The 26281-nt window shown below is 34.5% G+C and carries 22 protein-coding genes; 18 read left to right on the top strand and 4 right to left on the bottom strand.

What is annotated here, in order from left to right; all coding sequences use genetic code 11:
* The first annotated feature begins 64 nt into the window (after positions 1 to 64).
* The 6 genes from HMPREF0381_RS13100 (at position 65) to HMPREF0381_RS13075 (ending at position 7080) form a co-directional block, all read left to right on the top strand.
* Positions 65 to 1612 (top strand): class I adenylate-forming enzyme family protein, encoded by a 1548-nt coding sequence (locus HMPREF0381_RS13100; RefSeq protein ID WP_008752490.1) that lies wholly within the window; start codon positions 65 to 67, stop codon positions 1610 to 1612.
* Positions 1576 to 2724 carry an acyl-CoA dehydrogenase family protein gene (locus HMPREF0381_RS13095; RefSeq protein ID WP_008752489.1) on the top strand — a complete coding sequence of 383 codons (1149 nt, stop codon included), beginning with the start codon at positions 1576 to 1578 and terminating at the stop codon, positions 2722 to 2724. The genes HMPREF0381_RS13100 and HMPREF0381_RS13095 overlap by 37 nt, the downstream gene beginning before the upstream one ends.
* A 12-nt stretch (positions 2725 to 2736) precedes the next feature.
* Positions 2737 to 3525 (top strand): electron transfer flavoprotein subunit beta, encoded by a 789-nt coding sequence (gene etfB, locus HMPREF0381_RS13090; RefSeq protein WP_008752488.1) that lies wholly within the window; start codon positions 2737 to 2739, stop codon positions 3523 to 3525.
* 12 nt (positions 3526 to 3537) lie between these two features.
* Positions 3538 to 4719 carry an electron transfer flavoprotein subunit alpha gene (locus HMPREF0381_RS13085; protein WP_008752487.1) on the top strand — a complete coding sequence of 394 codons (1182 nt, stop codon included), beginning with the start codon at positions 3538 to 3540 and terminating at the stop codon, positions 4717 to 4719.
* Between the two features lie 253 nt (positions 4720 to 4972).
* Positions 4973 to 6016, top strand: a complete 1044-nt coding sequence (locus HMPREF0381_RS13080) for a Fic family protein (protein ID WP_040461502.1) — start codon at positions 4973 to 4975, stop codon at positions 6014 to 6016.
* A 347-nt stretch (positions 6017 to 6363) separates the two neighbouring features.
* The gene (locus HMPREF0381_RS13075) at positions 6364 to 7080 is read left to right on the top strand and encodes a HEAT repeat domain-containing protein (protein WP_040461499.1); all 717 of its coding nucleotides are present in this window, start codon (positions 6364 to 6366) and stop codon (positions 7078 to 7080) included.
* A gap of 48 nt (positions 7081 to 7128) precedes the next feature.
* Here the strand turns inward: HMPREF0381_RS13075 and HMPREF0381_RS13070 are convergent, their stop codons facing one another.
* The 3 genes from HMPREF0381_RS13070 to HMPREF0381_RS13060 are packed head-to-tail and all read right to left on the bottom strand — an operon-like array spanning position 7129 to position 12015.
* The gene (locus HMPREF0381_RS13070) at positions 7129 to 8118 is read right to left on the bottom strand and encodes a LacI family DNA-binding transcriptional regulator (RefSeq protein WP_008752483.1); all 990 of its coding nucleotides are present in this window, start codon (positions 8116 to 8118) and stop codon (positions 7129 to 7131) included.
* 19 nt (positions 8119 to 8137) lie between these two features.
* On the bottom strand, positions 8138 to 9001 hold the full coding sequence (locus HMPREF0381_RS13065; RefSeq protein WP_008752482.1) for a DMT family transporter: 864 nt from the start codon (positions 8999 to 9001) through the stop codon (positions 8138 to 8140).
* Positions 9002 to 9018: 17 nt separating this feature from the next.
* Positions 9019 to 12015 carry a glycoside hydrolase family 2 TIM barrel-domain containing protein gene (locus tag HMPREF0381_RS13060; RefSeq protein ID WP_008752481.1) on the bottom strand — a complete coding sequence of 999 codons (2997 nt, stop codon included), beginning with the start codon at positions 12013 to 12015 and terminating at the stop codon, positions 9019 to 9021.
* Positions 12016 to 12273: 258 nt separating this feature from the next.
* On the opposite strand from HMPREF0381_RS13060, the gene HMPREF0381_RS13055 reads away from it, so the two are divergent.
* The 7 genes from HMPREF0381_RS13055 to HMPREF0381_RS13025 all read left to right on the top strand — a co-directional run bounded on the left by HMPREF0381_RS13055 (position 12274) and on the right by HMPREF0381_RS13025 (position 20289).
* A complete protein-coding gene (locus tag HMPREF0381_RS13055; protein WP_008752480.1) occupies positions 12274 to 13503 on the top strand; it encodes an ABC transporter substrate-binding protein in 1230 nt (409 codons plus the stop codon).
* A gap of 4 nt (positions 13504 to 13507) precedes the next feature.
* On the top strand, positions 13508 to 14416 hold the full coding sequence (locus tag HMPREF0381_RS13050) for a carbohydrate ABC transporter permease (protein WP_008752479.1): 909 nt from the start codon (positions 13508 to 13510) through the stop codon (positions 14414 to 14416).
* 2 nt (positions 14417 to 14418) lie between these two features.
* Positions 14419 to 15240, top strand: coding sequence for a carbohydrate ABC transporter permease (locus tag HMPREF0381_RS13045; RefSeq protein ID WP_008752478.1), 822 nt, complete (start codon positions 14419 to 14421; stop codon positions 15238 to 15240).
* Positions 15240 to 17519: a glycoside hydrolase family 65 protein gene (locus HMPREF0381_RS13040; RefSeq protein WP_008752477.1), complete on the top strand. Its 2280-nt coding sequence runs from the start codon at positions 15240 to 15242 to the stop codon at positions 17517 to 17519. The genes HMPREF0381_RS13045 and HMPREF0381_RS13040 overlap by 1 nt, the downstream gene beginning before the upstream one ends.
* A 108-nt stretch (positions 17520 to 17627) precedes the next feature.
* Positions 17628 to 18095, top strand: a complete 468-nt coding sequence (locus HMPREF0381_RS13035; protein ID WP_008752476.1) for a YcxB family protein — start codon at positions 17628 to 17630, stop codon at positions 18093 to 18095.
* Entirely contained in the window at positions 18092 to 19078 is a 987-nt protein-coding gene (locus HMPREF0381_RS13030; RefSeq protein WP_008752475.1) for a TRAP transporter substrate-binding protein, read from the top strand. Before HMPREF0381_RS13035 ends, HMPREF0381_RS13030 begins: the two co-directional genes overlap by 4 nt.
* An 8-nt stretch (positions 19079 to 19086) precedes the next feature.
* Complete coding sequence (locus HMPREF0381_RS13025; protein ID WP_008752474.1) at positions 19087 to 20289, top strand: iron-containing alcohol dehydrogenase; 1203 nt, start codon at positions 19087 to 19089, stop codon at positions 20287 to 20289.
* Between the two features lie 41 nt (positions 20290 to 20330).
* On the opposite strand, the gene HMPREF0381_RS13020 is transcribed toward HMPREF0381_RS13025, so the two are convergent.
* A complete protein-coding gene (locus HMPREF0381_RS13020; protein WP_008752473.1) occupies positions 20331 to 20795 on the bottom strand; it encodes a CYTH domain-containing protein in 465 nt (154 codons plus the stop codon).
* A 244-nt stretch (positions 20796 to 21039) separates the two neighbouring features.
* Here HMPREF0381_RS13020 and HMPREF0381_RS13015 point away from each other — a divergent pair, with 244 nt between their 5' ends.
* The 5 genes from HMPREF0381_RS13015 (at position 21040) to HMPREF0381_RS12995 (ending at position 26255) form a co-directional block, all read left to right on the top strand.
* Positions 21040 to 21549 carry a hypothetical protein gene (locus tag HMPREF0381_RS13015; RefSeq protein ID WP_040461497.1) on the top strand — a complete coding sequence of 170 codons (510 nt, stop codon included), beginning with the start codon at positions 21040 to 21042 and terminating at the stop codon, positions 21547 to 21549.
* 195 nt (positions 21550 to 21744) lie between these two features.
* On the top strand, positions 21745 to 23499 hold the full coding sequence (locus tag HMPREF0381_RS13010; protein WP_008752471.1) for an ABC transporter ATP-binding protein: 1755 nt from the start codon (positions 21745 to 21747) through the stop codon (positions 23497 to 23499).
* The gene (locus HMPREF0381_RS13005) at positions 23483 to 25198 is read left to right on the top strand and encodes an ABC transporter ATP-binding protein (protein ID WP_040461494.1); all 1716 of its coding nucleotides are present in this window, start codon (positions 23483 to 23485) and stop codon (positions 25196 to 25198) included. Before HMPREF0381_RS13010 ends, HMPREF0381_RS13005 begins: the two co-directional genes overlap by 17 nt.
* 288 nt (positions 25199 to 25486) lie before the next feature.
* Positions 25487 to 25651: a DUF6440 family protein gene (locus HMPREF0381_RS13000; RefSeq protein ID WP_008752469.1), complete on the top strand. Its 165-nt coding sequence runs from the start codon at positions 25487 to 25489 to the stop codon at positions 25649 to 25651.
* Between the two features lie 259 nt (positions 25652 to 25910).
* Positions 25911 to 26255, top strand: a complete 345-nt coding sequence (locus HMPREF0381_RS12995) for a hypothetical protein (RefSeq protein WP_242824438.1) — start codon at positions 25911 to 25913, stop codon at positions 26253 to 26255.
* The last annotated feature ends 26 nt before the right edge of the window (positions 26256 to 26281 follow it).

Here is a 26281-nt window from a genome sequence, read left to right as displayed (position 1 = left end):
ATAGTCCTTTTTTAGCAAGATTAAACTTGTATACAAGTATCTCATTAGCTTTAAAGGTAGAAAAATGTTTGTAAATATTATTGAAGTATTAAAAGATAATGCAATAAAATATTCCGATAAGATAGCAATTGAAGATGAAAATAACAGCTTATCCTGGAAAGAACTTGATGAAAGCTCGGATAGAATTGCACGGTTTTTTTTAAAGATGGGGTATGAAAAAGGTTGTCACATCGGATTATCTGGGAAGAATAGTGTTGAGTGGGCAAAGATTTTCTTAGGTATTTTAAAATTTGGTGGTATACCTATTTTATTAAATATTCAGCTAAAGATATGCGAACTGAAAAAAATGGTGGAGCATTGTGATATTGAATGTATAGTATATGAAGAACAAATTAATACAGTTAAAAAATTGGATAATGGAAAAATAAAATGTATTTGTTTTGATGAAATAAAATATACATCAATTAATAAAGCTGATTTTAAAATGGAAAAGTTAAATATTGTTCCATCAGATACTGCATGTATAATTTTTACTTCAGGTTCTACATCTATGCCTAAGGCTGTGATGCTAAGTCATAAAAATATATTAAGTAATTCGAGTTCTATTGTTAAAGCATTGCACTGGAATAGTGATGACAAAATGTGTATATGTGTACCGATGTTTCATTGCTTCGGTCTTACAGCAGGTTTACTTTCAGGAATTGTAAGTAAAGCCTGCATGTATATAATGAGGGAATTTAGAAATAAAAAGGTATTTGAAGCTATAACTATTGGGAATTGTAATATTCTTAGCGGTGTTCCAAGCATGTTTCTTATTTTTTATGAAAAATACGGGGATAGGAGTTTTACAGGCTTAAAAAGTGGAATTATAGCCGGATCTCCAATATTGTTAAAAGATTACAGAAAAATTCTTGCTATGTTCCCTAAGATGAAATTGTTGACTTCCTATGGGCAGTCAGAAACTTCTCCCTGTGTTACTGTAACTGATTGGGATACTGATATAGAAAATATGACGTTAAACAGCGGAAGTGCAATAGAAGGTGTAAGTGTAAAAATTGATAGTAACTTTGTTTTAAAAGTAGAAGAAAATATACTCTGTGGTGAAATTCTGGTAAAAGGTGTTAATGTTATGCAGGGGTATTACAATGATCCGATTGAGAATGAAAAAGTATTTACAGATGACGGATGGCTTAGAACAGGAGATCTGGGATATCTGGATTGTGACGGGAATCTATACATTAAAGCCAGAAAAAAAGATGTTATTATCAAATTGGGAGAAAAAATATCTCCAATGGAAATAGAAGAGGTTGTGTACAAGATAGATGGCATAAAGCATGCAAAGGTATGTGGTATTCCGGAGAAAATAGTACAGGAAGAAGTTGCCCTGTGTATAGTTACCGATAGGGAAATTTCTGATGAATATATAATCGAATATTTAAAGCAGTATTTGGCAGAATATAAATTACCTAAAAAGATATTCAGATTTGATACTTTTCCAACCACATCAAATGGAAAAATTGATATTGCCACATTAAAAAATAGAATCAATGGAATATTAGACAAAGGAGAAAATCAATGTCAGAATGCTATTTTACAGAACAACATGAATTGATTAGAAAACTCGCAAAAGATTTTGCTGAAAGGGAGCTTACAAAGGAATTGCTTGATGAAGTGGAGGAAACCGGAGTTTTTCCGGAGGAAGTACTGCAAAAAATGGCTAAAGCCGGTTTTTTTGGTATAAAAATCCCAAAAGAGCTTGGAGGACAGGGAGCAGATGCAAGAAGTTATGTGCTTGTAATGTCTGAAATAGCAAAAGTATCCGGAGTTGCAAGTATATATGTATCAAGTCCAAACTCACTTTCAGGCGGTCCTCTTTTACTTGCAGGAAATGATGAGCAAAAAAGAAAATACTTAACACCTGTTGTAAGAGGTGAAAAAAAATTATCTTTTGCATTGACTGAGCCGGGAGCGGGGTCTGATGCAGCCGGTATGACTACTACGGCTGTAAAAGATGGTGACTATTATATTTTAAACGGAAGAAAATGCTTTATTACAATGGCGCCTTTATCGGATTATGCTGTAGTTTTTGCAAAGACAGATATGACTAAGGGAACAAGAGGAGTAAGTGCTTTTATAATTGATATGAAGCAGGAAGGTGTAAGCTGTGGTAAGCATGAGGATAAGATGGGGCTTATCGGTTGTGCAACATCTGATATTGTAATGGAAAATGTCAGGGTGCATAAGTCCAATCTGCTTGGAGAAGAAGGTAAAGGCTTCAATCTTGCTATGGCTACACTTGATACAGGTAGACTCGGAGTAGCATCACAGGCAATAGGTGTAGCTGAAGGATGCTTAGAGGAAGCATGTAAGTATGCGAAGGAAAGAAAGCAATTCGGAAAAAATATAGGTGCTTTCCAGGCAATAGGATTTACAATTGCAGATATGGCAACAAAGCTTGAGGCGGCAAAGCAGCTTACATACAGAGCGGCATATATGATGGATACAAAACAGGACTCAGGTATGGCTGCAAGTATGGCAAAGCTTTACGCTACAGAAGTTTGTAATGAAATAGCTGCAAAAGCTGTACAGATACATGGTGGATACGGATATATTAAGGACTATAAAGTTGAGAGAATGTACCGTGATTGCAGGGTATTTACTATATATGAGGGAACAAGTCAAGTTCAACAGATTGTTATTAGCTCAAAATTATTAAAGAAATAAGGGAGGATACAAATGAAAATATGTGTATGTGCTAAACAAGTTCCTGATACAAATGAGGTAAGAATAGATCCTGTTAAAGGAACTTTGATAAGGGAAGGTGTTCCTTCAATATTAAATCCCGATGATGCAAATGCCTTGGAAGCGGCACTTCAAATAAAGGATAAACATCAAGATACAACAATATCTGTTATAAGTATGGGACCTCCACAGGCGACTTATATGCTTAGGGAATGTCTGGCAATGGGTGCAGATGAAGCAGTGCTTTTGAGTGACAGAGCTTTTGGTGGTGCTGATACCTGTGCTACATCTACAACTATTGCAGCGGGTATTAGAATGCTTGGTGATGTGGATATAATTTTTGGTGGAAGACAGGCTATAGACGGTGATACTGCTCAAGTTGGACCACAGGTTGCTATGAGGCTAGGAATTCCGGTAGTTACATATGTACAAGAGATTGTGGATTATACCGGAGATAAAATAAAAGTTCAAAGACAATTGGAAGACGGATATGAGCTTATTGAAGTAAAACTGCCTTGTTTCTTAACCTGTGTAAAGGAATTAAATGAACCGAGATATATGAGTGTAGGTTCAATAGTTGATGCTTATAAGAAGGATATTAAAATATACAATCATGAAGATGTAAAATTGGATCCAAAGGATTGTGGACTGAATGCTTCTCCAACACAGGTGTTTAGATCTTTTACTCCTCCTGTAAAAGGAAAAGGAGAGATGCTTCAAGGAAGTAACAAAGATATGGCAAAGGAACTTGTGACTAAACTTAAGGAAAAACATTTGATTTAAGGGGAGGAGAATATGTCAGTTGTAGTAATCGAAAAGGATTGTCGAGGATGTACTAAATGTGTTAAATCTTGTCCGTTTGATGCCATTACAATGGAAAATAAAAAGGCTGTGATAGGAATTGCATGTACCAGCTGCGGAACTTGTATCGAAGTATGCCCATTTGATGCAATAGTGAAAGATGAAATAGAAAAGGAAGAAAATGATTTAACATTATACCATGATATCTGGGTATTTGCAGAACAAAGACAGGGACAGTTACAGGATGTAGCATTGGAACTTTTGGGAGAAGGAAAAAAGCTTGCAAATGCAAGAGGCTGCGATCTATGTGCAGTTGTTTGCGGATCTAATCTTTCACATATTGTTGATGAGCTTTTTGCTCATGGTGCTCAAAAGGTATATTATATTGAGGATGACAGATTAAACCAATATACAACAGACGGATATTCTATCGCCATAGGTGACGCTATAGAGCAATATAAGCCGGAAATTGTTTTGTTGGGTGCAACTCATATAGGCAGAGATTTGGGACCATGTTTGGCTGTTAATTGCAATACCGGACTTACAGCGGATTGTACAAAGCTTGAAATCAATGAAGAAACTAAAGGTATCATGCAAACAAGACCTGCATTTGGCGGTAATTTAATGGCTACTATAGTTTGTCCGAATCATAGGCCTCAAATGTCTACAGTTCGTCCGGGAGTAATGGAAAGGGCTGAAAGAGTTGAAGGTTCCAAGGGAGAGTTGATAAAAGTACAGACCAAATTAAAAGATGAAGATATAAGAACAAAAGTTTTAGAAGTAATAAAAACAGTAAAAGAAAAAGTATCACTCACAGATGCAAAAGTTATAGTTTCAGGTGGTATGGGACTTGGAAATGCTGAAGGATTTAAACTTTTAGAAAAATTGGCAAAAGCTTTTGGAGGAACTGTTGCAGCTTCAAGAGCGGCAGTAGATGCAGGCTGGATCGATCATGCTTATCAAGTAGGTCAAACAGGTACTACAGTAAAGCCTAATATATACTTTGCATGTGGAATTTCAGGTGCTATACAGCATGTTGCCGGTATGCAAAATTCGGGATTGATAATAGCAATAAATACAAATGAAAATGCTCCTATTTTTGATATTGCAGATATTGGAATTACAGGAGATTTATACAAGGTTATACCAGATATATTAGAAGAGTTAGATGTGTAATTAAGAATATAAAAGCCATAGAAACAGAATATGCTTCTGGTTCTATGACTTTTTTGAATGCCTGAGTGTCATTATGTTATTATGATAGGCGTATGCTTTCTTGTAAAAAATTCTATCGGAACAGGTAAAGAGATTTAAAGAAAAGAACCTTAATTTTAATACACCAATTTTCAAATAATGGCGAGAATATTCTCGCCATTATTGTTTTTTCATAGCCAAATGTGCTATAATGGCGAAAAATGGAGGCGATATTTTGAGAGAATTTAATTATTTAAAGCTTATGGAACTGTCTTTGCCTGTAAATATATATCATACTATTGCAAAGATTCATGAATATAAGGGGAAGCTGGAACTTTATGTAAAAAATTATCCTGATGTTTTGGATAAGATGATTGATGTAGCTAAAATACAAAGTACGAAGTCTTCAAATGCTATTGAGGGGATTTATACAAATGATGCAAGACTTAATGAACTGATGAATAAAAAGGCAGAACCTAAAAACAGGAATGAGGAGGAGATTGCAGGATATAGACATGTACTTGACATTATTCATGAAAATTATGCATATATAGAATTTAATAAAAATGATATTTTAACTCTCCATAATCAGTTGTATTCATATTCATATGTAAACTATAAGGGAAAATTTAAGACCCTAGACAATACTATTATGGAAGTAGATGCGCTTGGTAATAGAAAAGTGAGATTTCAGCCGGTAAGCAGTTTTGAAACAGAAATGTATTTTGATAAAATGGTTGAGGCGTATAAGAAAGCGGTAAAAGCAAATATTCCTTCGTTGATTCTAATACCCGTACTTATACATGACTTTTTATGCATTCATCCTTTTGATGACGGTAATGGAAGAATGAGTAGATTACTGACATTACTTTTACTTTATAAGTTCGGTTATTTTGTTGGAAGATATATCAGTATAGAGATGCTGATTGAAGAGAGTAAAGAAACTTATTATGAAGAGTTACAAAGATCAAGTGAAAGGTGGCATACAGGAGAAAATGATGAAATTCCGTTTATAAGATATATACTGGGAGTTTTATTAAAAGCGTATAGAGAATGTGATGACAGATTTAACCTCATTGGAAATGAGAAATTGACATCACCTGAAAGAGTATTATCTATTATTAAAAGGTCTTTAGAGCCGCTTTCTAAAAAGGATATTATGATACTCTGTCCTGATATATCGCAAAGGACCATAGAACGTGCTTTAAAGGAATTGAATGATAATAGTAAAATAAAACAGGTAGGTAGTGGGCGGTCAACAAAGTACATAATGATTTAGCAATCAGTTTTGATAGCAAAATACTTCAAAATGACTATAAAAAGTTATCATAAATATGTTTTTTATTAATACACTACTGCAATACCGGAAAGGAGTAAAAATATAAAAATAATATACACTAATGCAGATATACTGTTCTACTTTATATTTATATTTTTAATTATCGCGTTTTTTGTATTGAAAATTTCAAAATATAAAAGAAATTCTAAAGCGGGAAGTATTATAAAATATATGCTCGCTATTCCAATCGTCATTTTAAATATGTTGATTTTTGATGATTTGAATATTTCACTTCAGCTTTTTAAAGATGAAAATAAAACAGATAACAAAAAGTGAGTGTACATATAATGAACCTACAAAAAAGATATGAAGAATTAAAAAAACAAAATTTCTCCGACGGCGAAAGAATAAAATTTATTGCGGATTTAGGCTCAAGTGAAGAAATAGAATATCATTATAAATTAATCTGCAAATACCGAGATGAAGGTACGAACTTAAATCTGTCCAGCAGCTTTTATAAACATGATAAAGAGGGCTTAGAGTTTCTATTTGAAGTTTTGGACAATCAAAAAGATGAAAATTTAAAATTACTTACTACATACCTTATGGCTGAAACTCTTTCGAAACTAAGACATAGAACTTTTTATGCAGAATATTGCAAAAGGCTTATTCCGCTTATAACCTCACTTATAGAGACAAAAGATGCTTCACTTCGCCAAAAGATTATTATATCCCTTGGATGGATAGGATCTTTAAATGAGATTGATATTTTGACAAAACAGATGTCGGAAGATAAAGACAGTCTTTGCAGGGCATGGTCTGCATCAAGCCTTATGCAAATGTCATTTCACGGAATTGATAAGGAATTGTTGCAGGAAAAAACAAAGTCATGTTTTACTTTAGCAATTGCAGCAGAGACTGATTTACATGCCTGTAGTATTATGATAGAGGCGGCAGGGATTTTATTTGGAAAGAAATGGGTAAGTGCATCGGCTGTGGAAGATGTTGAAGTTGAGAAAATAGAAAAGGCTAGGAAGTCAGCGGTAAGATTTTTGAATAAGTAGAAATACAGGTGGAATCGAGTTTTCGCTTCCACCTGTATTAAGTTATTATCATATTTTCCTCACACTATCTCTTACATAAAGCTTCGTCGGGACAAGCACCTTTACTCCTATGGTTCTGCCGTCCTTTATTTTATGTTCAAGCACCTCGACTGCATGCTCGCCCATAAATTCCATATATACTCTGACAGTTGTAAGGGGAGGAATCATATATTTTGCTCCGGGGATATCGTTAAAACCTATGACACTTATATCGCCGGGGATATCCAGGTCAAGCTCATATGCAGCTCGGTATATGCCGGTTGCTACAGAATCGTTTGAGGCGAATATAGCAGTCGGTAGGTTGTTCTCATCATATAATTCTTTAAACAGGAGCCTACCGTACTTGGCTTTATAAGGGCAGATCCTTATATAGTTCTCATTATATAATCCCTTTTTTTTAAGATAATCACAAAATTCAATATATCTGGAATCTTCTTCGTTGCTTTCAGCGGGATTTTCCGGAGCTCCACCTATAAATCCTATTTTAGAGTGTCCGTTCTTTATAAACTCATCCAAGATGTTTTGTACAGCGCCTTTGTAATCAACTGTAATTGTATCACTTTGTGGAGTTCCTGAATATGTATCTATAAAAACAGTTGGCTTATTCCAGCCTTCAATTGTTTTTAACATATCTTTTGTAAAAGTACCTGTACATATTACGCCGTCTAAAGAGTTGATGGTATCTTGTGGGGCATTGAGAGATAGAACTGACTTTTTATGTCCCTTCTGTTTTATCTTTTTTTCAATAGCCAGGCGAATACAAAGATAATAAGGATCTTCCAACTCTTCCTCAGGGGAGTATGAGTAGAATGTGCCAATCTTCAGTTTTTTTGTAATCTTCTTTGTGCTTTTTCCGGAATACTCCAGTTCCTCTGCAATCTCAAAGATGCGTTTTCTGGTTGTTTCTTTGACATTTAAAGAGTCGTCATGATTTAATACTCTTGAAACCGTTGCAGGCGAAACTTTTGCCTTATTGGCAATGTCCTTTATTGTTACCATACAGCCGCCTCCGTATGTGTTATTCTTGTTTTTCTTTAAAAAATTGCAGTTCGGATATTAAAACGGCGGATAATATCATAATTCCGCCTATTACCATCTTAAGGTTTGGTTTTTCTCCCAAAAGAATAATTGAAAATAATGTTCCGAACACCGCTTCCATTGACAATATGATTGCCGACTTTGTTTCGTCTACATGTTTTTGTGCAGCAGTCTGCAGAAAATAACATAGTGCGGTACTTACAACTCCAAGATAGATTATAGCAGAAAATCCCTGCTTTGAAAGTGATAAATTAATACTGCCACTGAATAAAAGACCTATAATTGATAGACAAAAGGCTGTAAACATCTGTAAAAAATTCAGTATTGACGGTCTTATTTTCTTTCCAAATATACCTGTTAAGTATATTTGGAAAGCGAAACCCAAAGCACAAAAAAGTGTAAACAGATCACCGGCACTTATGGAGAAATTACTTTGTAAAGATAATATACCTACACCTATCAAAGCGGTAAATGAACCTATGATATCAGCCTTATTAAGATTTTTTCTGCCGATAAAATATGCTATAAAAGGAACCATAACTACATTTGTTGCAGTAAGGAAAGCGTTATTTGAGGGTGTAGTGTATTTAAGTCCTATTATTTGTAATGCAAATCCTGAAAACAAGGCGATACCGAGGATGGAGCCGTATATAATCTCATCTTTGCGTATAGTTTTTAAATTTCTCCATGCAAAAACTCCCATTATTATACTTGCAATTAAAAATCTATAGCTCATTATTTCAAAGGGGCTCAGCTCATTTAAGGCTATATCACTTGCTACAAAGCCGCCACCCCAAATAATGGTGACAATTACAAGTCCTATTATTCCTAAAGTTTTTTTCATATTTTACCCTTTATATATTAAAATTCAAAAGTTAAGTTCAAATGATAGTCATTTAAACGCACTTTATTTTTATAGGTCTGTTCCTCACCGCATGAATTACTGCCAAGTCCTGAATGTTTGGCATCTATATGTAAGATGACCTCATCAATTGTTTCAAGTTCATTCCAATGTTTTGCCTTTTCCAAAGCCTCTATAGTATAGTTATGAACATTAAAACCTATCGGTTTTAAAGAATTTATAACAAGAGTATCTTCTTTACTGTTTAACTCTATAATATCTGTTCCTTCACGATGCCCGTTTTCCTGAGGCTTTATGTAAACAGTGCTCATATCTTCTATGTTTTTTGAATATACTCCATATTTAACATGTGATTTCATATCGGGATAATTTTCATCAGGACCTAATCCGCACCATTTTACATTTGTAAATGCTGAAGGCAATCTGAGCTCTATTCCTATTCTTGGAATAAACTCAGGGGCAAAGCTTGTCTTTTTAAATCCCTTTAGATTAAGATTCATAATGATCTTTCTATCCGAGAAAATATAGTAATTATATTCGGCTTTAAAACCGAATGCCATACTTAAAGGTGAGAAATGTTTTCCTATATTTACCTTTACAAAGCCTTCACATTCTTTAGATTCAAAATATTCCGATTGTTCCTGCTGCTTTTGTATAAAATATTTGTTGTACCAGTCATCAACCTTATACATATCATTATCTATAGCGGCTCTCATCATATTTAAGGAAGGACCTTTATTGAATATATTTTGACATTTACTTTCTAAACTAAGCAAATCTCCTGTTACTTTATCAAATTTTACAGAGTAGTCTTTTCCTTTGACTTCAAAACATGTATTGGTTTCAAATATTTCACAGCCTGAATTTCCGGACTTTTCTTCATAAATTTGTATGTCATTCTTTAATGCCGCTTTTATTAAAAGCTGATCAAAGGATACTTCATATCCTTTTTTACAAAACGGCATATCCTTATTGTAGATAAATGATATATCAATATAGCAGTCGGCAGTATTATCAAAATGTTTATATGCTGATACAATATCAGAAATGATAAGTTTTGATTCACATCCTGCTTTTATATCAAGTGTTGTAATCGAACCATCAAAAATACAGCGTTCACCTTGGTGAATCTTATAGATAAGGCTTATATCGGAAGTATCTGAAAATATATTTTTGTTTTTTATACTTATTTCTCCTGTACTGATATCTGATATACTTGCCTTAAAAGGTCTTATGACCTGCTTATAATTCTTAAGACCTGTAGAAATTCTTCTGTCAGGTGAAAGCAGTCCGTCCAGACAAAAGTTGCTGTTATTTGGAGTATCGCCATAATCACCACCATAGCAATAAACGGTATTACCGTTTTCGTCTTTTTCAGCCGGTCCCTGATCGTACCACTCCCATATAAAGCCACCTTGAAGTCTGTCATATTTTTCAAATAATTCCTGATACTCCTCAAGATTTCCGGGGCCGATTCCCATGCTATGACTGTATTCACATAAAATATGCGGCTTATTATGTGCATCATTTCCATGTGCTATCTTAAGCATTCCATCAAGCCTTGTATACATTGTAGAATATACATCGCTGATATCGGCATTCATATCACCTTCATAGTGTATAAGACGGCTATTATCGAGTTTTCGTACAGCTTTTGCCTGTGCGTCTATATTTGGACCTGTAGATGCTTCGTTTCCAAGTGACCACATGATGATAGACGGGTGATTTCTATGCTCCTTGACCATTCTCTCAACTCTGTCAACATAAGCATTTTCCCAGCTCTTTTCTTCATTGATCCATTTATAATGTTCTATCCATTCAAAACCGTGATTTTCAAAATCGGCTTCGTCAATTACATATAAACCGTATTTATCACAAAGATCGTAAAAGTAAGAAGCCTTAGGATAATGCGCACATCTTACAGCATTGATATTGTGACGCTTCATCAGCTTTATATCTTCTTCTATTATAGCTTTATCAACGGTTAAACCGCCTTCGGGTGAAAAGTCATGCATATTTACACCGTTAAAGAGTACGGCCTTTCCATTTATACAAATTTTTTCGTTTTCGATACAAACTCTTCGAAAGCCGATATAGTTTGTGATTTCGTCAATAATTTTCCCATTAGAACTGATTCTTATATTAAGTTTATAAAGATTTGGATCTTCAGCACTCCATGGACTTACTATGAGTTCATTTTTAAAAAAACTAAAGACTTCTTTATCGGAAAGAGCGGTTTCTCTTAGAATGGTATCATTATTTAGGTCAAGCAACTCAACCGATACATTTATATCTTGCTCTTTATACATTGTAATAGATAAATCAAGTGAGCCTGTATTTGTTGAAGCATCAAAGTCTGATATTATTTGAAGATCCTTTACACCGTTTTGTGGTATAAAAAGTAAATATACATCTCTGAATATTCCTGATAGCCACCACATATCCTGGCATTCAAGATAAGAACCGTCAGACCATTGATAAACTCTTACTGTAATCTGATTTCTTCCGCAGCATACATATTCTGTTATATCAAAGGAGCTTCCAAGTCTGCTTACCTTGCTGTAACCTATATGCTTACCGTTTACCCATATATCATAAGCACTGCTTACACCGTCAAATCGTAGGATAACTTTTTTGTTTGGATCTATTGTATCAATATCAAAATTTCTTCTATATATTCCGGTTGGATTTTTTGACGGTACAAATGGGGGATTAATGGGGAACAAATACCATACATCGGTATAGTGGTTGTGCCCGTAGCCCTGTCTTTGCCAACAAGATGGCACTTTTGTAACATCCCAGGTACTGTCATCAAAGATTGGTTCAAAAAAAGTATCGGGAGAATACTCAGGAGCTTCTAAAAACATAAATTTCCAATCTCCATTAAGGCTTAAAGTACTTGAAACTGTAGTGCCATGTGTAAAGTCTGCTCTTGCTTCTTCTCTCCCTATCATAATAAGCTCTTCGTTTTCCCAACGCTTTTTTTGTCTTATCATAAAACCTCCAAAACACCGTAAAGTAATATTCTATGGTAAATTCCTATTTTTAAATTTATCATATAACAAATAGAGATTAGCATAGAAGATGTTTTCGGTCAATTGTTTTTAGTAAAAATTTACTAATTTAAAATGCAATATAATAAAGGGAATAAAAGGTGTATAGCTAAAGATGGTAAATAAGATTTTACTAGTATTTGTTTACTTTTATATAAGTAAATGTTATAATAAATTTACTAAAATTTACGTGAGGTGTTTATGAAAAAGAAAATAGCTATTAGTTGTATCGCGCTTATGTGCGCAAGTATGGTTTTATCAGCCTGTGCATCAGGCGGTAACAGCAGCGAGTCCAAGAACGGTAAAGTTAAGGTTAGATTTGCTTCCTGGGATGTTGCGGAAGATATAGATAAGCAACAAATTCTTGTAGACAAGTTTAATGAGTCACATGATGATATTGAAGTGGTTTTGGAGGCTTATGGAAGAGATTTTGATACTAAGATAAGTGCAGGTATGGGTTCTAAGGATGCACCGGATCTTATGTATATGTGGAATTATCCGGCATATTATGAAGGGCTTGAGCCGCTTGACTCATATATTGAGAAAGAGGGAGAAGATTTTAAGAAGAATTATTATTCGGCTCTCTGGGATTACAATTCTATAGAAGGAAATATTTACGGCATGCCTGTAGGATTTACTACACATGCGTTATTCTATAATAAGGATTTATTTGAAGAGGCAGGGGTTGACTTGCCGGGTGAAAACTTTACATGGGATGACTTAAGAGCTACAGCTAAGACAATTTCCGAGAAAACAAATGCAAAGGGATTTGCCTTCCAAATGAAGCCGGATCCATATGATTTTGAAATGTATTTATGGAGTAACGGGACAGCTTACTGTGATGGTAAAGGAGATATGAAGGGTAAAATAGACTCTGAAGGTTCTCAGGAAGTATTTAAGATGTTCCAAGATATGGCAAAAGAAGAGATTGCGGCTGTGACTGAGGGAAATGGTACAGATGAATTCAGAGCAGGACAGGTTGCTATGTATATATACGGTTCATGGTCTATAAATTCTTTAAATGAAGATAATATGAACTATGGCATAACTAAGCTTCCAAACTTCGGTTCAAAGCCGTCTGTAAGCATACTCAGTTCGTCAGGCATTGCAATGTCAAAAGACAGTAAGAATAAGGATGCAGCTTGGGAGTTTATGAAGTATTGGACAGGTGAAGAAGCTAATAAGGCAAGGATAGGTCTTGAACTTCCGGTTCTTGAAACTGTAATAGAGTCTGAAAAGATAATGGATGACAGCACCTATGCACCATTTTATGAGATGCTTAAGCAAAGTGCCGGATATACTCCTGCAAGTTTTATTCAGAAAAACTGGTCTGAGGTTTCTGAAAATCTTTCTTTAAGCTTTGAAGAAATGTTCAATCCAAGCACATACAGAGATGTAAAAGAAACACTTGAACAAGCAGCACAACAATAATATTATGCAAAAATCAATAAAAAAAATAACACCGTATTTATTTATTCTACCCTGGATAATAGGTTTTTTGGTATTTACATTGGGACCTTTAATATTTTCTCTTATAATGAGTTTTTATAATTGGTCGCTTACAGGTAAACCTCAGTTTGTAGGATTTGGAAACTATATAGAGATGTTTACAAGAGATAAACAGTTCTCAAAATCCTTGATTATAAGTTTAAAATATGCGGCGGTTTTTGTACCGCTTAATATGGCAATAGCTTTGTTTTTAGCCATGCTTATAGCTCAGCCTGTAAAACACACAAAGATATTCAGAACAATTTTTTATATTCCGTCTGTAATATCAGGGGTGGCTGTTTCTATAATTTGGAGCTGGATACTTAACAGTGACTACGGAATTTTAAACTATTTGCTTTCCCTTTTGGGTATAAAAGGACCAAAGTGGCTTGTGGATCCGGGGTATGCAATACTTGCGGTTATAATAGCAAGTGCATTCGGAGTAGGCTCGATGATGCTTATATTCTATACAGATATTAAGGGTATTCCATCAACCCTTTATGAGGCGGCTTCGCTTGACGGAGCCTCTTCTTTCAGGCAGTTTTTTTCAATAACCTTGCCGCTTATAACTCCGACACTTTTATTTAACTTGATAACTTCTATAATAAGCTCATTCCAGCAGGTAACTCTGGTAATGCTTTTAACAGGTGGAGGACCTTTAAAATCAACATATTTCTATGGATTATATACATATAACAATGCATTTAAACATCATAAACTTGGCTATGCAAGTGCGAATGCATGGGTTATGTTTGTTATTATTCTAATATTAACTATGCTTGTTTTCAAAACTTCATCAAGCTGGGTATTTTACCAATCGGAAAACGCCAAAAATAAAAAAAGGAGGAAGCCGTAAATATGCATCTATCTAAAAAAACAAAATTTATTATCTACTTTATTTTGATATTATTTACAATTTATTTTACTGCTCCTTTTATTTATATGGTTTTTTCTGCATTTAAAACAGAAGCTGAGGCTATTGCTTATCCACCTAAGTTTTTACCGTCAAAATGGCATTTTGAAAATTTTATAAATGCATGGAATTCGCAGCCCTTTGGTACATACTTGTTTAATTCAGTTCTTGTAACAGTACTTACAACATTGGGGCAGGTCATTTCCTGTTCATTGGTTGCATACGGATTTGCAAGATTTGAGTTTAAAGGCAGAGATATACTTTTTATGATACTTATGGCTACAATGATGATTCCTTGGGATGTTACAATGATTCCGCAGTATATGGAAATTAATATGTTTGGCTGGATAAATACTCTTAAACCTCTTATTGTACCTGCGTGGTTCGGATCGGCTTATTATATATTTTTGATGAGACAATTTTTGCTTAGTGTACCCAAGGACTTTGAGGAGGCGGCAAGAATAGACGGGGCAAATGCTTTCCAGATATATTTAAAAGTGTTTATGCCCATACTTAAGCCTTCTTTGATACTTGTTGCTGTATTAAATATGATTACTGTATGGAATGATTATTTAGGGCCGTTAATATTTTTACAGGAAAGAAATAAATATACTCTTGCCCTTGGTTTGGCGGCATTTAAGGGAGTACATTCCACAAAGATAATACCTATGCTTTGTATTACGATTATTATGATAATACCTCCGGTGCTTACATTTATATTCTCGGGAAAGCATATAGTTGAAAGTACAGGTGGAGGTGTAAAGTAATGGAAATAAAAGATAGTATAAATATTTTTGAAGATAAAATAAAAGCACTTAAGAGTGAGAATGAGTTCATTATTCCCGAAAGTCTGTATAATGAGAAAGAGAATCTTAAATTTGAAAGCTTATTTGCTTTGTCAAATTCCTACCTGGGGATAAGGGGAAGTCATGAGGAAGGAACAAAAATTTCTCTGCCTTACTTTTATATAAACGGAGTTTTCGATAAATCCGAAACATTTATGAGAGAACTTGCTACATTACCAAATCCTTTGGGAATTAGATTCTATATAGAAAAAGAGCTTATAGGAATAGAAGATTGTGAAATCTTGGAATATTTAAGGGAGTTTGATATAAAAAACGGTATTCTATGGAAAAGTCTGATTCTTAGAGACAGCAAGGGAAGAGAGACAAAAATAGAGGGCTGCCGTTTTGCAAGCAGAAAAAACATACATAGGATTGGTATAATATATAATCTTACACCGATAAATTATGACGGAATAATAGAGGTGGAGAGTGAAACCGATGGAAGTATAATAAACTTTGCGGACGCACCAAGATTTAAAGTTAAGCATACCGTGACTTTAAAAAATGAGAAGCTAAGTGATTTTGCCGGAAACTATATTGAAGTTTCTACAAGAGACAGAAATCTTCATATTGGTGTAGGCAGCTATATAGATGCGTTCAAAGATGGGGAATCGGTACTTGGCAATCGCAATTTTAATTCTTTCGGAGAAAAGAGTCTGGAATTTGCCGATGTAAAAGTAAAAGCCGGAGAGAAGATAAACTTTGTAAAATATATAGCTGTATACACAGAGAATGATGTACACAAAGAAGAGATAAAGAAATATGTAACGAAAGAAATTACAGACTTTACAGAAAAAGGATTTTACAAAGAGATTGTAGACCACTGCTTAGAGTATAGTAAGTTGTGGGATATGGCAGATATTAAAATTGATTGCGACAAAGAACTTAATAAGGCGATAAGATTTAATATATTCCACCTTATGAGTACCGGAAGTTCTACAAATGACAGTATAAATATAGGGGCAAAGCTGTTGACCGGAGAAGAGTATGGTGGTCATACTTTTTGGGATACCGAGCTTTTTATGCTGCCTTTCTTTTCGTATGTTTTTCCGGATATTGCAAAGAATCTCGTAAGATATAGATTTAATCTTCTTGATGCGGCTAAGGAAAATGCGCAAAAAAACGGATATAAAGGTGCGCAATATCCATGGGAATCAGCAGATGACGGAACAGAGCAATGTCCTGCTTATACTATAGAGCCTGATGGAAGCTGTTACAGATGCTATGTGGCGGATTATGAACACCATGTGAGTGCGGCGGTGGCATACGGTATTTATAATTATACGCGTATTACAGGTGATTTGGAATTTTTCTATAATAAAGGAATTTATATACTTATAGAAACCGCAAGATTTTGGGCGAGTCGCTGTGAGTATATAGAAAAAGAAGACAGGTATGAGATTCGCAAAGTGACAGGACCTGATGAATGGCATGAACCGGTGGATAATAATGTTTATACAAATTATTTGGCACGTTGGAACTTGCTGTATGTAAAGAGAAAGCTTGATGAGCTGAAAAAAGATAATTACAGTCTTTACAGTCATGTTCTTGAAAAGACAGAGTTTTCGGATAAAGAGGCTGCAAAACTTCAAGCAATTGCGGATAAGATATATCTTCCAAAAATGGCAGGTAGAAATATACTTGAGCAATTTGAAGGATACTTTGATTTGAAGGATTGTATTATAGAGAAATATGATGAAAATGATTGGCCTATAAGACCGGATATTTTAAAAGAACTTACCGTTGATAAGACATCTTTGATAAAGCAGGCGGATGTAGTTATGCTTATGTATCTTTTGGAAAATGAATTTAGTGCAGAGGAGATTAAAGATAATTATCATTACTATGAAAAAAGGACATTACATGGTTCATCACTTAGTCCCGCTATATACTCTATTGTTGGGTTAAGAACGGGGGATAAGGGTAAGGCATACAGATATTTAAGGAGAGCTGCCTTTATCGATTTACTTAACTTGCAAAAAAATACAAGAGAAGGTATACATGCGGCAAATGCAGGTGGTGTGTGGCAGGTAATTGTGTTCGGATTTGCAGGAGTTAAGACAGATGATAAGGGAGAGCTGATTATTGCTCCTAACATGCCTGAGGGTTGGAAAAACTTGAACTTTAAAATATGGCATAATGGAAAGCGATTGAGTATAAATACTTATGATGATAACAGTTATAAGATAGAAGAAATTTGATTAAGTGCTATCTTTTTTTGGGTTCCACTGATACAATTTGCCAATCCCTCTATTTTGATATAAAATAAGATTAAGACGACATCTTTTACTTTAGCATATGGAGGTAGTATGAATTACGAGTTCAAATATAAGAATACAGCTTTTGAACTTTTTAAGCTGTATTTTTTCTTCTTGTATTCCTCTTTGGCGGGGATTGTAAACATTATTTTTACAGTTGCGATGATTGTGCTGATATATTCAAAGTGGAATGTTGCTACAGGATTGCTTAGGGTAGTGCTTGTTATAGCGGTACTTTTCTTTGTGCTGTTTCAGCCCATAATTATGTATAATAAAGCAAGAGTAAATGCAAAAGAGTTGAAAGAACTTAGCCTTGAGTTTGGCGATATAGGCATCGCAATAGAAGTAGAGGGCAAGCGTGAGTATATAGATTGGAAGAAGATAAGAGCCGGTAAGAGATTTCCACAGATGTTGATTATTTTTACAGACAATACTAACGGATATATACTTACAAAGAGGATTGTAGGAGATAATTATAAGAAAGTATTTGACGATATAATAGAGAGAATAAAGCGATGAAAGGTAAAATTTTACTTCTGTTTGTTGTCTGCTCCACTATATTAAATACATCATGTGTAAGAAAAAGGATGTCTACAGAATATGTATTTACTTATGCCGAGAATCATCCGAAGGACTACCCTACTACACTTGGAGCTTTTGAATTTGCCAAGCTGGTAGAAGAGAAAAGCAAAGGCAGGATAATCATAAATGTGGTATATGACGGGAAGCTTGGGGATGAACTTAGTGTTATAAAACAGATAAAGTTTGGTGGAATAGATTTTGCAAGGGCATCCGTTTCTCCGCTGTCAAATGAGATTCCTATACTTAATGTTTTGCAGATGCCGTATTTGTACAGGGATGATGAACATATGTGGAATGTTTTATACAGTGAGATTGGTGATGAGATTTTTGATGATTTTAAAGATTCCGACATTGAGCCTTTATCTTTTTACACTGCAGGGGCAAGAAATTTTTATAACAGTAAAAGACCTATTGAGGATATATCCGACCTGTCCGGACTTAAGATAAGAGTGCAACAGTCTGAGCTTATGAAGGATATGGTAAGTATGCTTGGGGCAGAGCCGTCAGCTTTGGAATACGGTCAAGTCTATGGTGCATTTCAAAGGGGTGTGATAGACGGTGCGGAGAATAATACACCTTCTTATATTTCCGCGCTTCACTTTCAATATGCCATGTATTATACTAAAGACGAACATACCAGAGTACCTGAGATGCAAATTTGTTCAAAGGTGACCTTTAATAAACTCTCTAAAGAGGATAAAGAACTTATAAAGGAAGCTGCTATAGAGAGCAGTGTTTATGAGAGAGAAATTTGGGCAAAAAAGGAAAGAATGTATGAAAATGAGTTGCTTGATAAGGGTGTGAAGATAAATACACTGTCAGCATCTGAAAGAGCACATTTTAAGGAGGTCTTGGAGCCGCTCTATGAAAAATATTGTAAGGATTATATGGATTTAATAAATAAAATAAATGATAAGTGAGGTAGCATATGTTAAAGTTTAATTATTATTCACCTACAAGGATTGTTTTTGGAGCAGGAACCGTGAATGAGATCGGAACTCTTATAAGAGATTTTAAGGTAAGGAAAGTTGCCGTTGTCTTTGGAGGAAACAGTGCCAAGAAAAGCGGACTGCTTGATATTGTAGAAGACAGATTAAAATCTGAGGGAATAGATGTTATTTTGCTTGGCGGAGTGGTGCCGAATCCGCTTCTTAGTAAGGCAAAGGAAATGACAAAGGAGGCTGTCAAGTTTGGAGCGGAGTTTGTATTGGCGGTAGGCGGCGGAAGCGTTATAGATACTGCAAAGTTTGTTGCAATTGGTGTGGCAAGTCCCGATACGGATATAGAAGAGTTCTTTTTTCAAAGAAAGAAGGTGGAGAAATCTTTGCCGATAGGTACTGTTTTGACTATTGCGGCTGCAGGCTCGGAAACCAGTGATTCGGCAGTACTTACTGATGATGTTACAGGTACTCATATAAAGAAAGGTATTACAACAGATTATAACAGATGTAAGTTTGCTATAATGGATCCGGAGCTTACTTATACTTTGCCGAAGTATCAGATAGGTGCCGGTGTAGCGGATATATTTATGCATACATCTGAGAGATATTTTACAGATATTCTTGGAAATCATCTTACTGATGAGATGGCGGAGGGACTTTTTAGAGATATTATAAAGTTCGGACCTATAGGCGTAAAAAGTCCTAACGACTATGAGGCTATGAGTGAGATAATGTGGTGCGGCAGTGTTTCACATATAGGTCTTACCGGACTTGGTGCTAAGGGTGATACTCCAAGGGATGGCGACTGGTCGTGTCATCAGCTTGGAATGGCTATTTCAGCACTCTTTGACTCTACACATGGAGCGACTCTCAGTGCAATTTGGGCTTCTTGGGCAAATTATGTAAAAGATGCAAATATACAAAGATTTGCAGAATTTGCAAGAAAGGTCTATAAAACAGATGAGGCGGATGATGAAAAGTGTGCAAATAAAGGGATTGAAAAAACAGTAGAGTTTTTTGAATCTGTGGGAATGCCTGTGAATCTACATGATCTTCTTAACAGGGAGGTGAGTGAAAAAGATTGTGAAGAATTGGCGATAAATTGTTCATATAAAAAGTCCAGAAGTATAGGTTCTTTTAAATCACTTAGCTATGATGATATGTACAATATCTATATGGCGGCAAGATAATATTTAGTTGGGGTAAAATTACCCCAACTTATTTAGTAATGTCAAATAAGTAACCCGTACATGGATATATAAGAATTATGATACCTTTTATCTGTAGTCACATCTTCTCCAAACCATGCGGGTGGAGTAAAAGCATTTGCCGCATCTACCGACTCAAACTCTACTTCTACCAGTTTTAGTGCAGCAAGGTCACCGTTAAAAATGTCAAGTTCGGCGACCAATCCGTTTTCTAACGGGATTTTGTACCTTATTTTTGAGATTATAATACCGTCACATTTTGAGAGCAGATGCTTGAATGCTTCTTTATTTAACGGTAGATTGTATTCGCTGTGTGAGAGCAGCCCGCTGCCTTTATAAGTAAGAAAATAGTCATTGTTTTCTCTTCTGACTCTGACTACAGGGTTTGTATTTAAATAACCTTGAGTCATTTCTATTTTTTTATATTTTTCCAAGTTTTTTGGAAGTTCCTTTATAAGAAATTTCCTTTCTATTTCAGTATTTTCCATACTACTCCTTAAACCTTGCAATTTTTTTGTATTTTAAAAGTATCTGTTATTATCCTGTCTATTCACATTATATATCCGGACATATATTTTGCAAGTTTAAATTTCTTATATTAAAATTTGAAATTTTGCCCTTGTATATGAGCTATATCAAGAGGCATATTATATATATTGTAGACCTAATATATATTTGATATAATGGTTGTGCCTTTGACATATGAAGTATATAAAAATATTTGGAGGGGTTATGAATAATACATTTTTGATTATAGCGGTTGTAGTAGTGATTTGGGCAGTACTTTTTGTTATCATGATGAGTTTTAATAAAAAGAGAAAGGCAAAATCTAAAGAATTTATAGTTAATAATAGGAATAAGGCTGTTATTCATTTATATGGAAAGAACCTAAAAATTGACGGAAAAGATATTTCACAGTTTGAATCTGTTACAGGTGAGAATCTTGAAAAGATTGCAGCGATTGAAGGTGGTATACATAGCTTTGAGGGTATTTTTGAAACCACAGCAGTAAGTATTACAGGGAAAAATATAAATATGAAGACAGAAAAATTGCAGTTTGAAGTGGAATTAAAGAGCGGACACAGCTATTCTGCGGTTTTGTATGATTATTCACCTGAGGAAAGAAAAGAGTATACGAAAGAATATGGCAGTACGGCAGAAGATATTTTTGTAATGCCTTTAAGTCTTTATGAAGAGAGCAATCACATCAAGGCTTGCCTTGTAGTCAGTTGTGACAGGTAAACAGAGTAAAATAGTATAATGTATGTAAAGTCAGTCTCAGTTAAAATTGAGGCTGATTTTTATATGTATTTTAATAACGGTAATAAATATAAAAACACTTGTTAGTAAAACCTAACTATAGTATAATAATTATACCAACGATAGAGTCGGTGAAATATTTATTTATATATTTAAACAAGTGAAAGGGGAAGTGTGATGGAGGTCTATAAGAAATTATTCAGGTATGTGCCGAATGAAAAGATTATCGGATATATATCAATATTGTTATCAAGTGTTTCGGCATTACTGATGGTCTATGGTTATTATGAAATATATTTATTTTTAAAAGAAGCTGTGGTAAACGGAAATTATAAAATTGCAGGATTTTATTCGGCAAGGACAGCCGTCTATTTAACTATAAGTGCAATATTATATTTATTATCAGGAATAGTTTCACATAAGTTGGCATTTAGACTGGAAACAAATTTACGAAAAAGAGGAATTGACGGACTGACAGATGCAAGCTTCAGATTTTTTGACCTGCATTCTTCAGGATATATCAGAAAGACTATAGACGATAATGCGGCAAAAACACATATGGCGGTAGCACATATGCTGCCTGATAATTCACAGGCATTTTTGGTACCGGTTTTTACACTTATACTGGCATTTGTTATAAGTCTTAGAGTGGGAGTTGTTATCATAGTTTTATCTGTTGTAAGCGGTCTTATACTAATGGGAATGATGGGAAACAAGGAATTTATGAAATTATACCAGACCTCACTGGATAGACTAAGCTGCGAAACAGTGGAATATATCAGAGGTATACAGGTTGTAAAAATCTTCGGTTCAAAGCTTAAATCCTTTAAGGCCTTACATAAAGCCATTATGGATTATTCAAAATATGCCTATGATTACTCACTGTCATGTAAAATGCCATATGTTATATATCAGTGGATATTTTTGGGGCTTATTGCAATTATCAGCATTCCGCTTAGTTTCTTTTTGATAGATGTGAATAATCGAGAATTTATGGCGGTAGAACTGATTATGATATTTTTCCTTAGCGGAGTAATTATGGTCTCTTTTATGAAAATCATGTGGGCAAGTATGAACAGCTATAATGCAAATTTTGCTATTGACAGCTTAGAAGGATTGTATGAAAAGATGCAGGAGGATAAGCTTATCTATGGTAACAGAGAGCATTTTGACAATTTCAATATTGAGTTTGAAAATGTAAGTTTTTCATATGGTGAGAACAAGGTTTTGGAAAACTTATCACTTACATTAGAGGAGAAGAAAACCTATGCATTAGTGGGCCATTCAGGTTCCGGGAAGTCCACTGTTGCAAAACTTTTATCAGGATTTTATAAGGTGGATAAAGGAGCGATAAAAATAGGAGGATATCCGCTTACAGAATATACAAAGGAGGCGATTATACATAATATCTCATTTGTATTTCAAGACAGCAAACTGTTCAAAAAATCAATATATGATAATGTCTCATTGGCCGATGAAAGTGCGGGTAAAGAGGAAGTTATGAAGGCACTCAGTCTTGCAGGTTGTGATGAAATTATCAAGAAGTTTAAGGATAGAGAGAATACAATTATAGGTTCAAAGGGTGTATACCTTTCAGGTGGTGAAAAACAAAGGATAGCTATCGCAAGAGCGATTTTGAAAAACTCACCCATTGTAATTATGGATGAAGCGAGTGCCGCAATTGATGCGGACAATGAATATGAATTGCAAAAAGCCTTTAAGAATTTAATGAAGGATAAGACTGTTATAATGATTGCACATAGAATGACAAGTATCAGGAATGTAGATGAAATAATAGTCTTAGAAAAGGGAAATGTGGTAGAGAGAGGAAATAATGATTTATTGGTGAAAAAACAGGGAGTATACAGCAGACTGCTTGGGCTTTATGAAACTGCAAATGATTGGAGGGTGTCAAATGAAAAACTATTATAAGAAAAGATATGCTCTGTCGGAACAGGGTGCAAAAAATCTTACAAAAGCAACATTATTTTGTTTTTTGACATATTGTATAAACCTTGGGCCTATGATTATTTTAATGGGACTCATTAATCAGTTGGTCTTGGGAAATGTATCAAGCACCGTACAGTATATTGTTATGGCAATACTTACTCTGGTATTTATGTATATTTTATTGTCGGAGGAGTATGTAAGCCTTTTTAACGCAACCTATAAAGAGTCGGCAAACTTAAGAAAGGGAATAGCTAAGAATCTGGCAGAACTTCCGTTAGCTTATTTTTCAAAACATGATCTTTCAGATTTATCACAAACTATAATGGCTGATGTGGACAGGATTGAGCATGCGATGAGCCATTCGATACCGAAGGTTGTAGGTATGTGGCTGTTTTTTCCTTTGATGGGACTTATGATGCTTATAGGTAACTGGAAGTTGGGACTTGCCGCCATTATTCCGACCCTTCTCAGTTTTTTGATTAATCCTTTGGCAAAACAAAAGGAAGTTTCAGAGTATAGCAGATATTTCAATGTACTAAGGGATAATTCAGAGCTTTTTCAGGAAACAATAGAATTGCAGCAGGAGATAAGCAGCTTTAATCAATCCGGAAAGGTGAAGAAAACATTGTATGAAAAGATGGAAGAAAGTGAAAGGATTCATCTTAAAGTGGAGATAGTTCCTATGCTGGCCGTAGGAATCTCTTCATCTCTATCATATATAAGTCTTGCAGTAGTAATATCTGTAGGAATACAGTTGCTTATGCATAATGAAATAAGTCTTTTATATCTTATAGGATATATAATAGGAGCGATAAAAGTAAAACAGCTTTTTGATATCTCAACTGAAGGAATGACTGAAATGTCCTATATTGAACCTGCCGTCAAACGTATAAAAGAGATGAAAAATGCAGTGCTTCAAGAGGGGAAAGATACAAGCCTTTCAAGTTACGATATAGAGTTTAAAAATGTATCATTTGGCTATAATGAAGATACAAAGGTGTTAAAAGATGTAAGCTTTATTGCAAAACAGGGTGAGGTTACAGCTTTGGTAGGAATATCAGGATGTGGAAAAACATCTATATTAAGACTGGTATCAAGGCTGTATGACTATGATAAAGGGAGTATCTTAATAGGTGGAGAGGATATCAAAAATATATCTACAGATTCACTGTTTAGGAATATCTCGATAGTATTTCAAGATGTAACTTTGTTTAATACAAGTATTATGGAAAATATACGTTTGGGCAGGGAGAGTGCTACTGATGAAGAAGTAAAGAAAGCGGCAGAGCTTGCAAACTGTATGGATTTTATTGATAAGCTGGGCTTTGACACTACAATAGGTGAGAACGGTGCGGAGTTGTCAGGTGGAGAAAGGCAGAGACTTTCTATTGCAAGAGCATTTTTAAAGGATGCACCGATTTTGATATTGGATGAGATATCGGCAAGTCTGGATGTGGACAATGAAAAGAAGATACAAGACAGCCTAAATAAGCTTATTAAAGATAAGACCGTTATCATTATTTCTCACAGATTAAAATCTATAGAAAATGTAGATAAGATTGTGGTGATAGATGAGGGAGCAGTGGAGATATCAGGAAATCATAATGAGCTTATGGAGCATTCAAAGGTATATAAAAATTTGATTGAAAAAACAAAATTGGCGGAAGCATTTAATTATTAGGGGAAGATATGAAAGATAAAAGCTGAAATTCAAGGGTTTAGTTACTGTAGGCGTATTTGCGGTCATTACTTTTGATATGGAAGTCTTAAATACTGTTATTGATTAAAACTTTTGATTGAAGGAGTTTAAAATCTATAAATAATATAAACTATTTATAAATAAAGCATCTAATACAAGTATATTTAGAAAACTTCATTTTAAATTAATATTATTTATAGACAAATAATCATAATTTACACCAATGTATTGTGTTATAATCGGGATAGATTATAATCCTGAGAGGTATTTATGGAGCGTTTCAAGAAGATTTATAAACAGGGAGTACTTGAAGTAGTGGAAATATGGGTTGATACGGAAACAGGGGTAAACTATATTTTCCATAGATATGGAGATGCTGCAGGCTTTACTCCGCTACTTGATAAAGACGGAAAGCCTATATTAACACCTCAATAAAATTTAACATCAAATTACCTTGTGAAGGGAGTGTTGCAAAATATATTTTTATGATTTTGTTACACTCTCTTTTAAAATTTTACTCACATATTATATTTTGTGTTCTTACCGAATAATGTGAAGGGGTATCGTCTCCATAAAAGTTTGCCTCAATACTGTATTTTGATACTTGCTGTTTTGGTAATTGTAGGGATAAAATAAAGTATATCGGTAAGTAGAGTTCAAAAGGGGGAAAAATGCCAGTAACATGTTTTTTGGTTTGAAAGAAAAAGAAAATTATGATTTTGATATGGGAAAATTTAACAGGGATATAAAACAAAGATTTCCCAATGTCATTATATCTGAAAACAATGAGTTTAATTACAATATGTTATGGGAAGATGAGTATCAATTTAATCTTCCAATGAGCAGGAACAGATGTGCTTTTGCGATAGACTATTTTAATTCAAAGGATAGAATAAATGATTATGCAAAATTTATTATATGGCTTGGAACTTATTTCAGTGCAAAAGAAGAAGTGATTTTATGTGATGAAAGCGGTAATCATTCTTTGGTGATGAGTAGGGGTATATCAGTTGATGATATTGTTAAGGTGTTGGAATAATATCTGACAGCTGTGGAGGATTTATT

Source organism: Lachnoanaerobaculum saburreum DSM 3986 (assembly GCF_000185385.1).
Taxonomy (GTDB): Bacteria; Bacillota; Clostridia; order Lachnospirales; family Lachnospiraceae; genus Lachnoanaerobaculum; species Lachnoanaerobaculum saburreum.
This window is presented reverse-complemented; position numbering and strand designations above follow the sequence as displayed.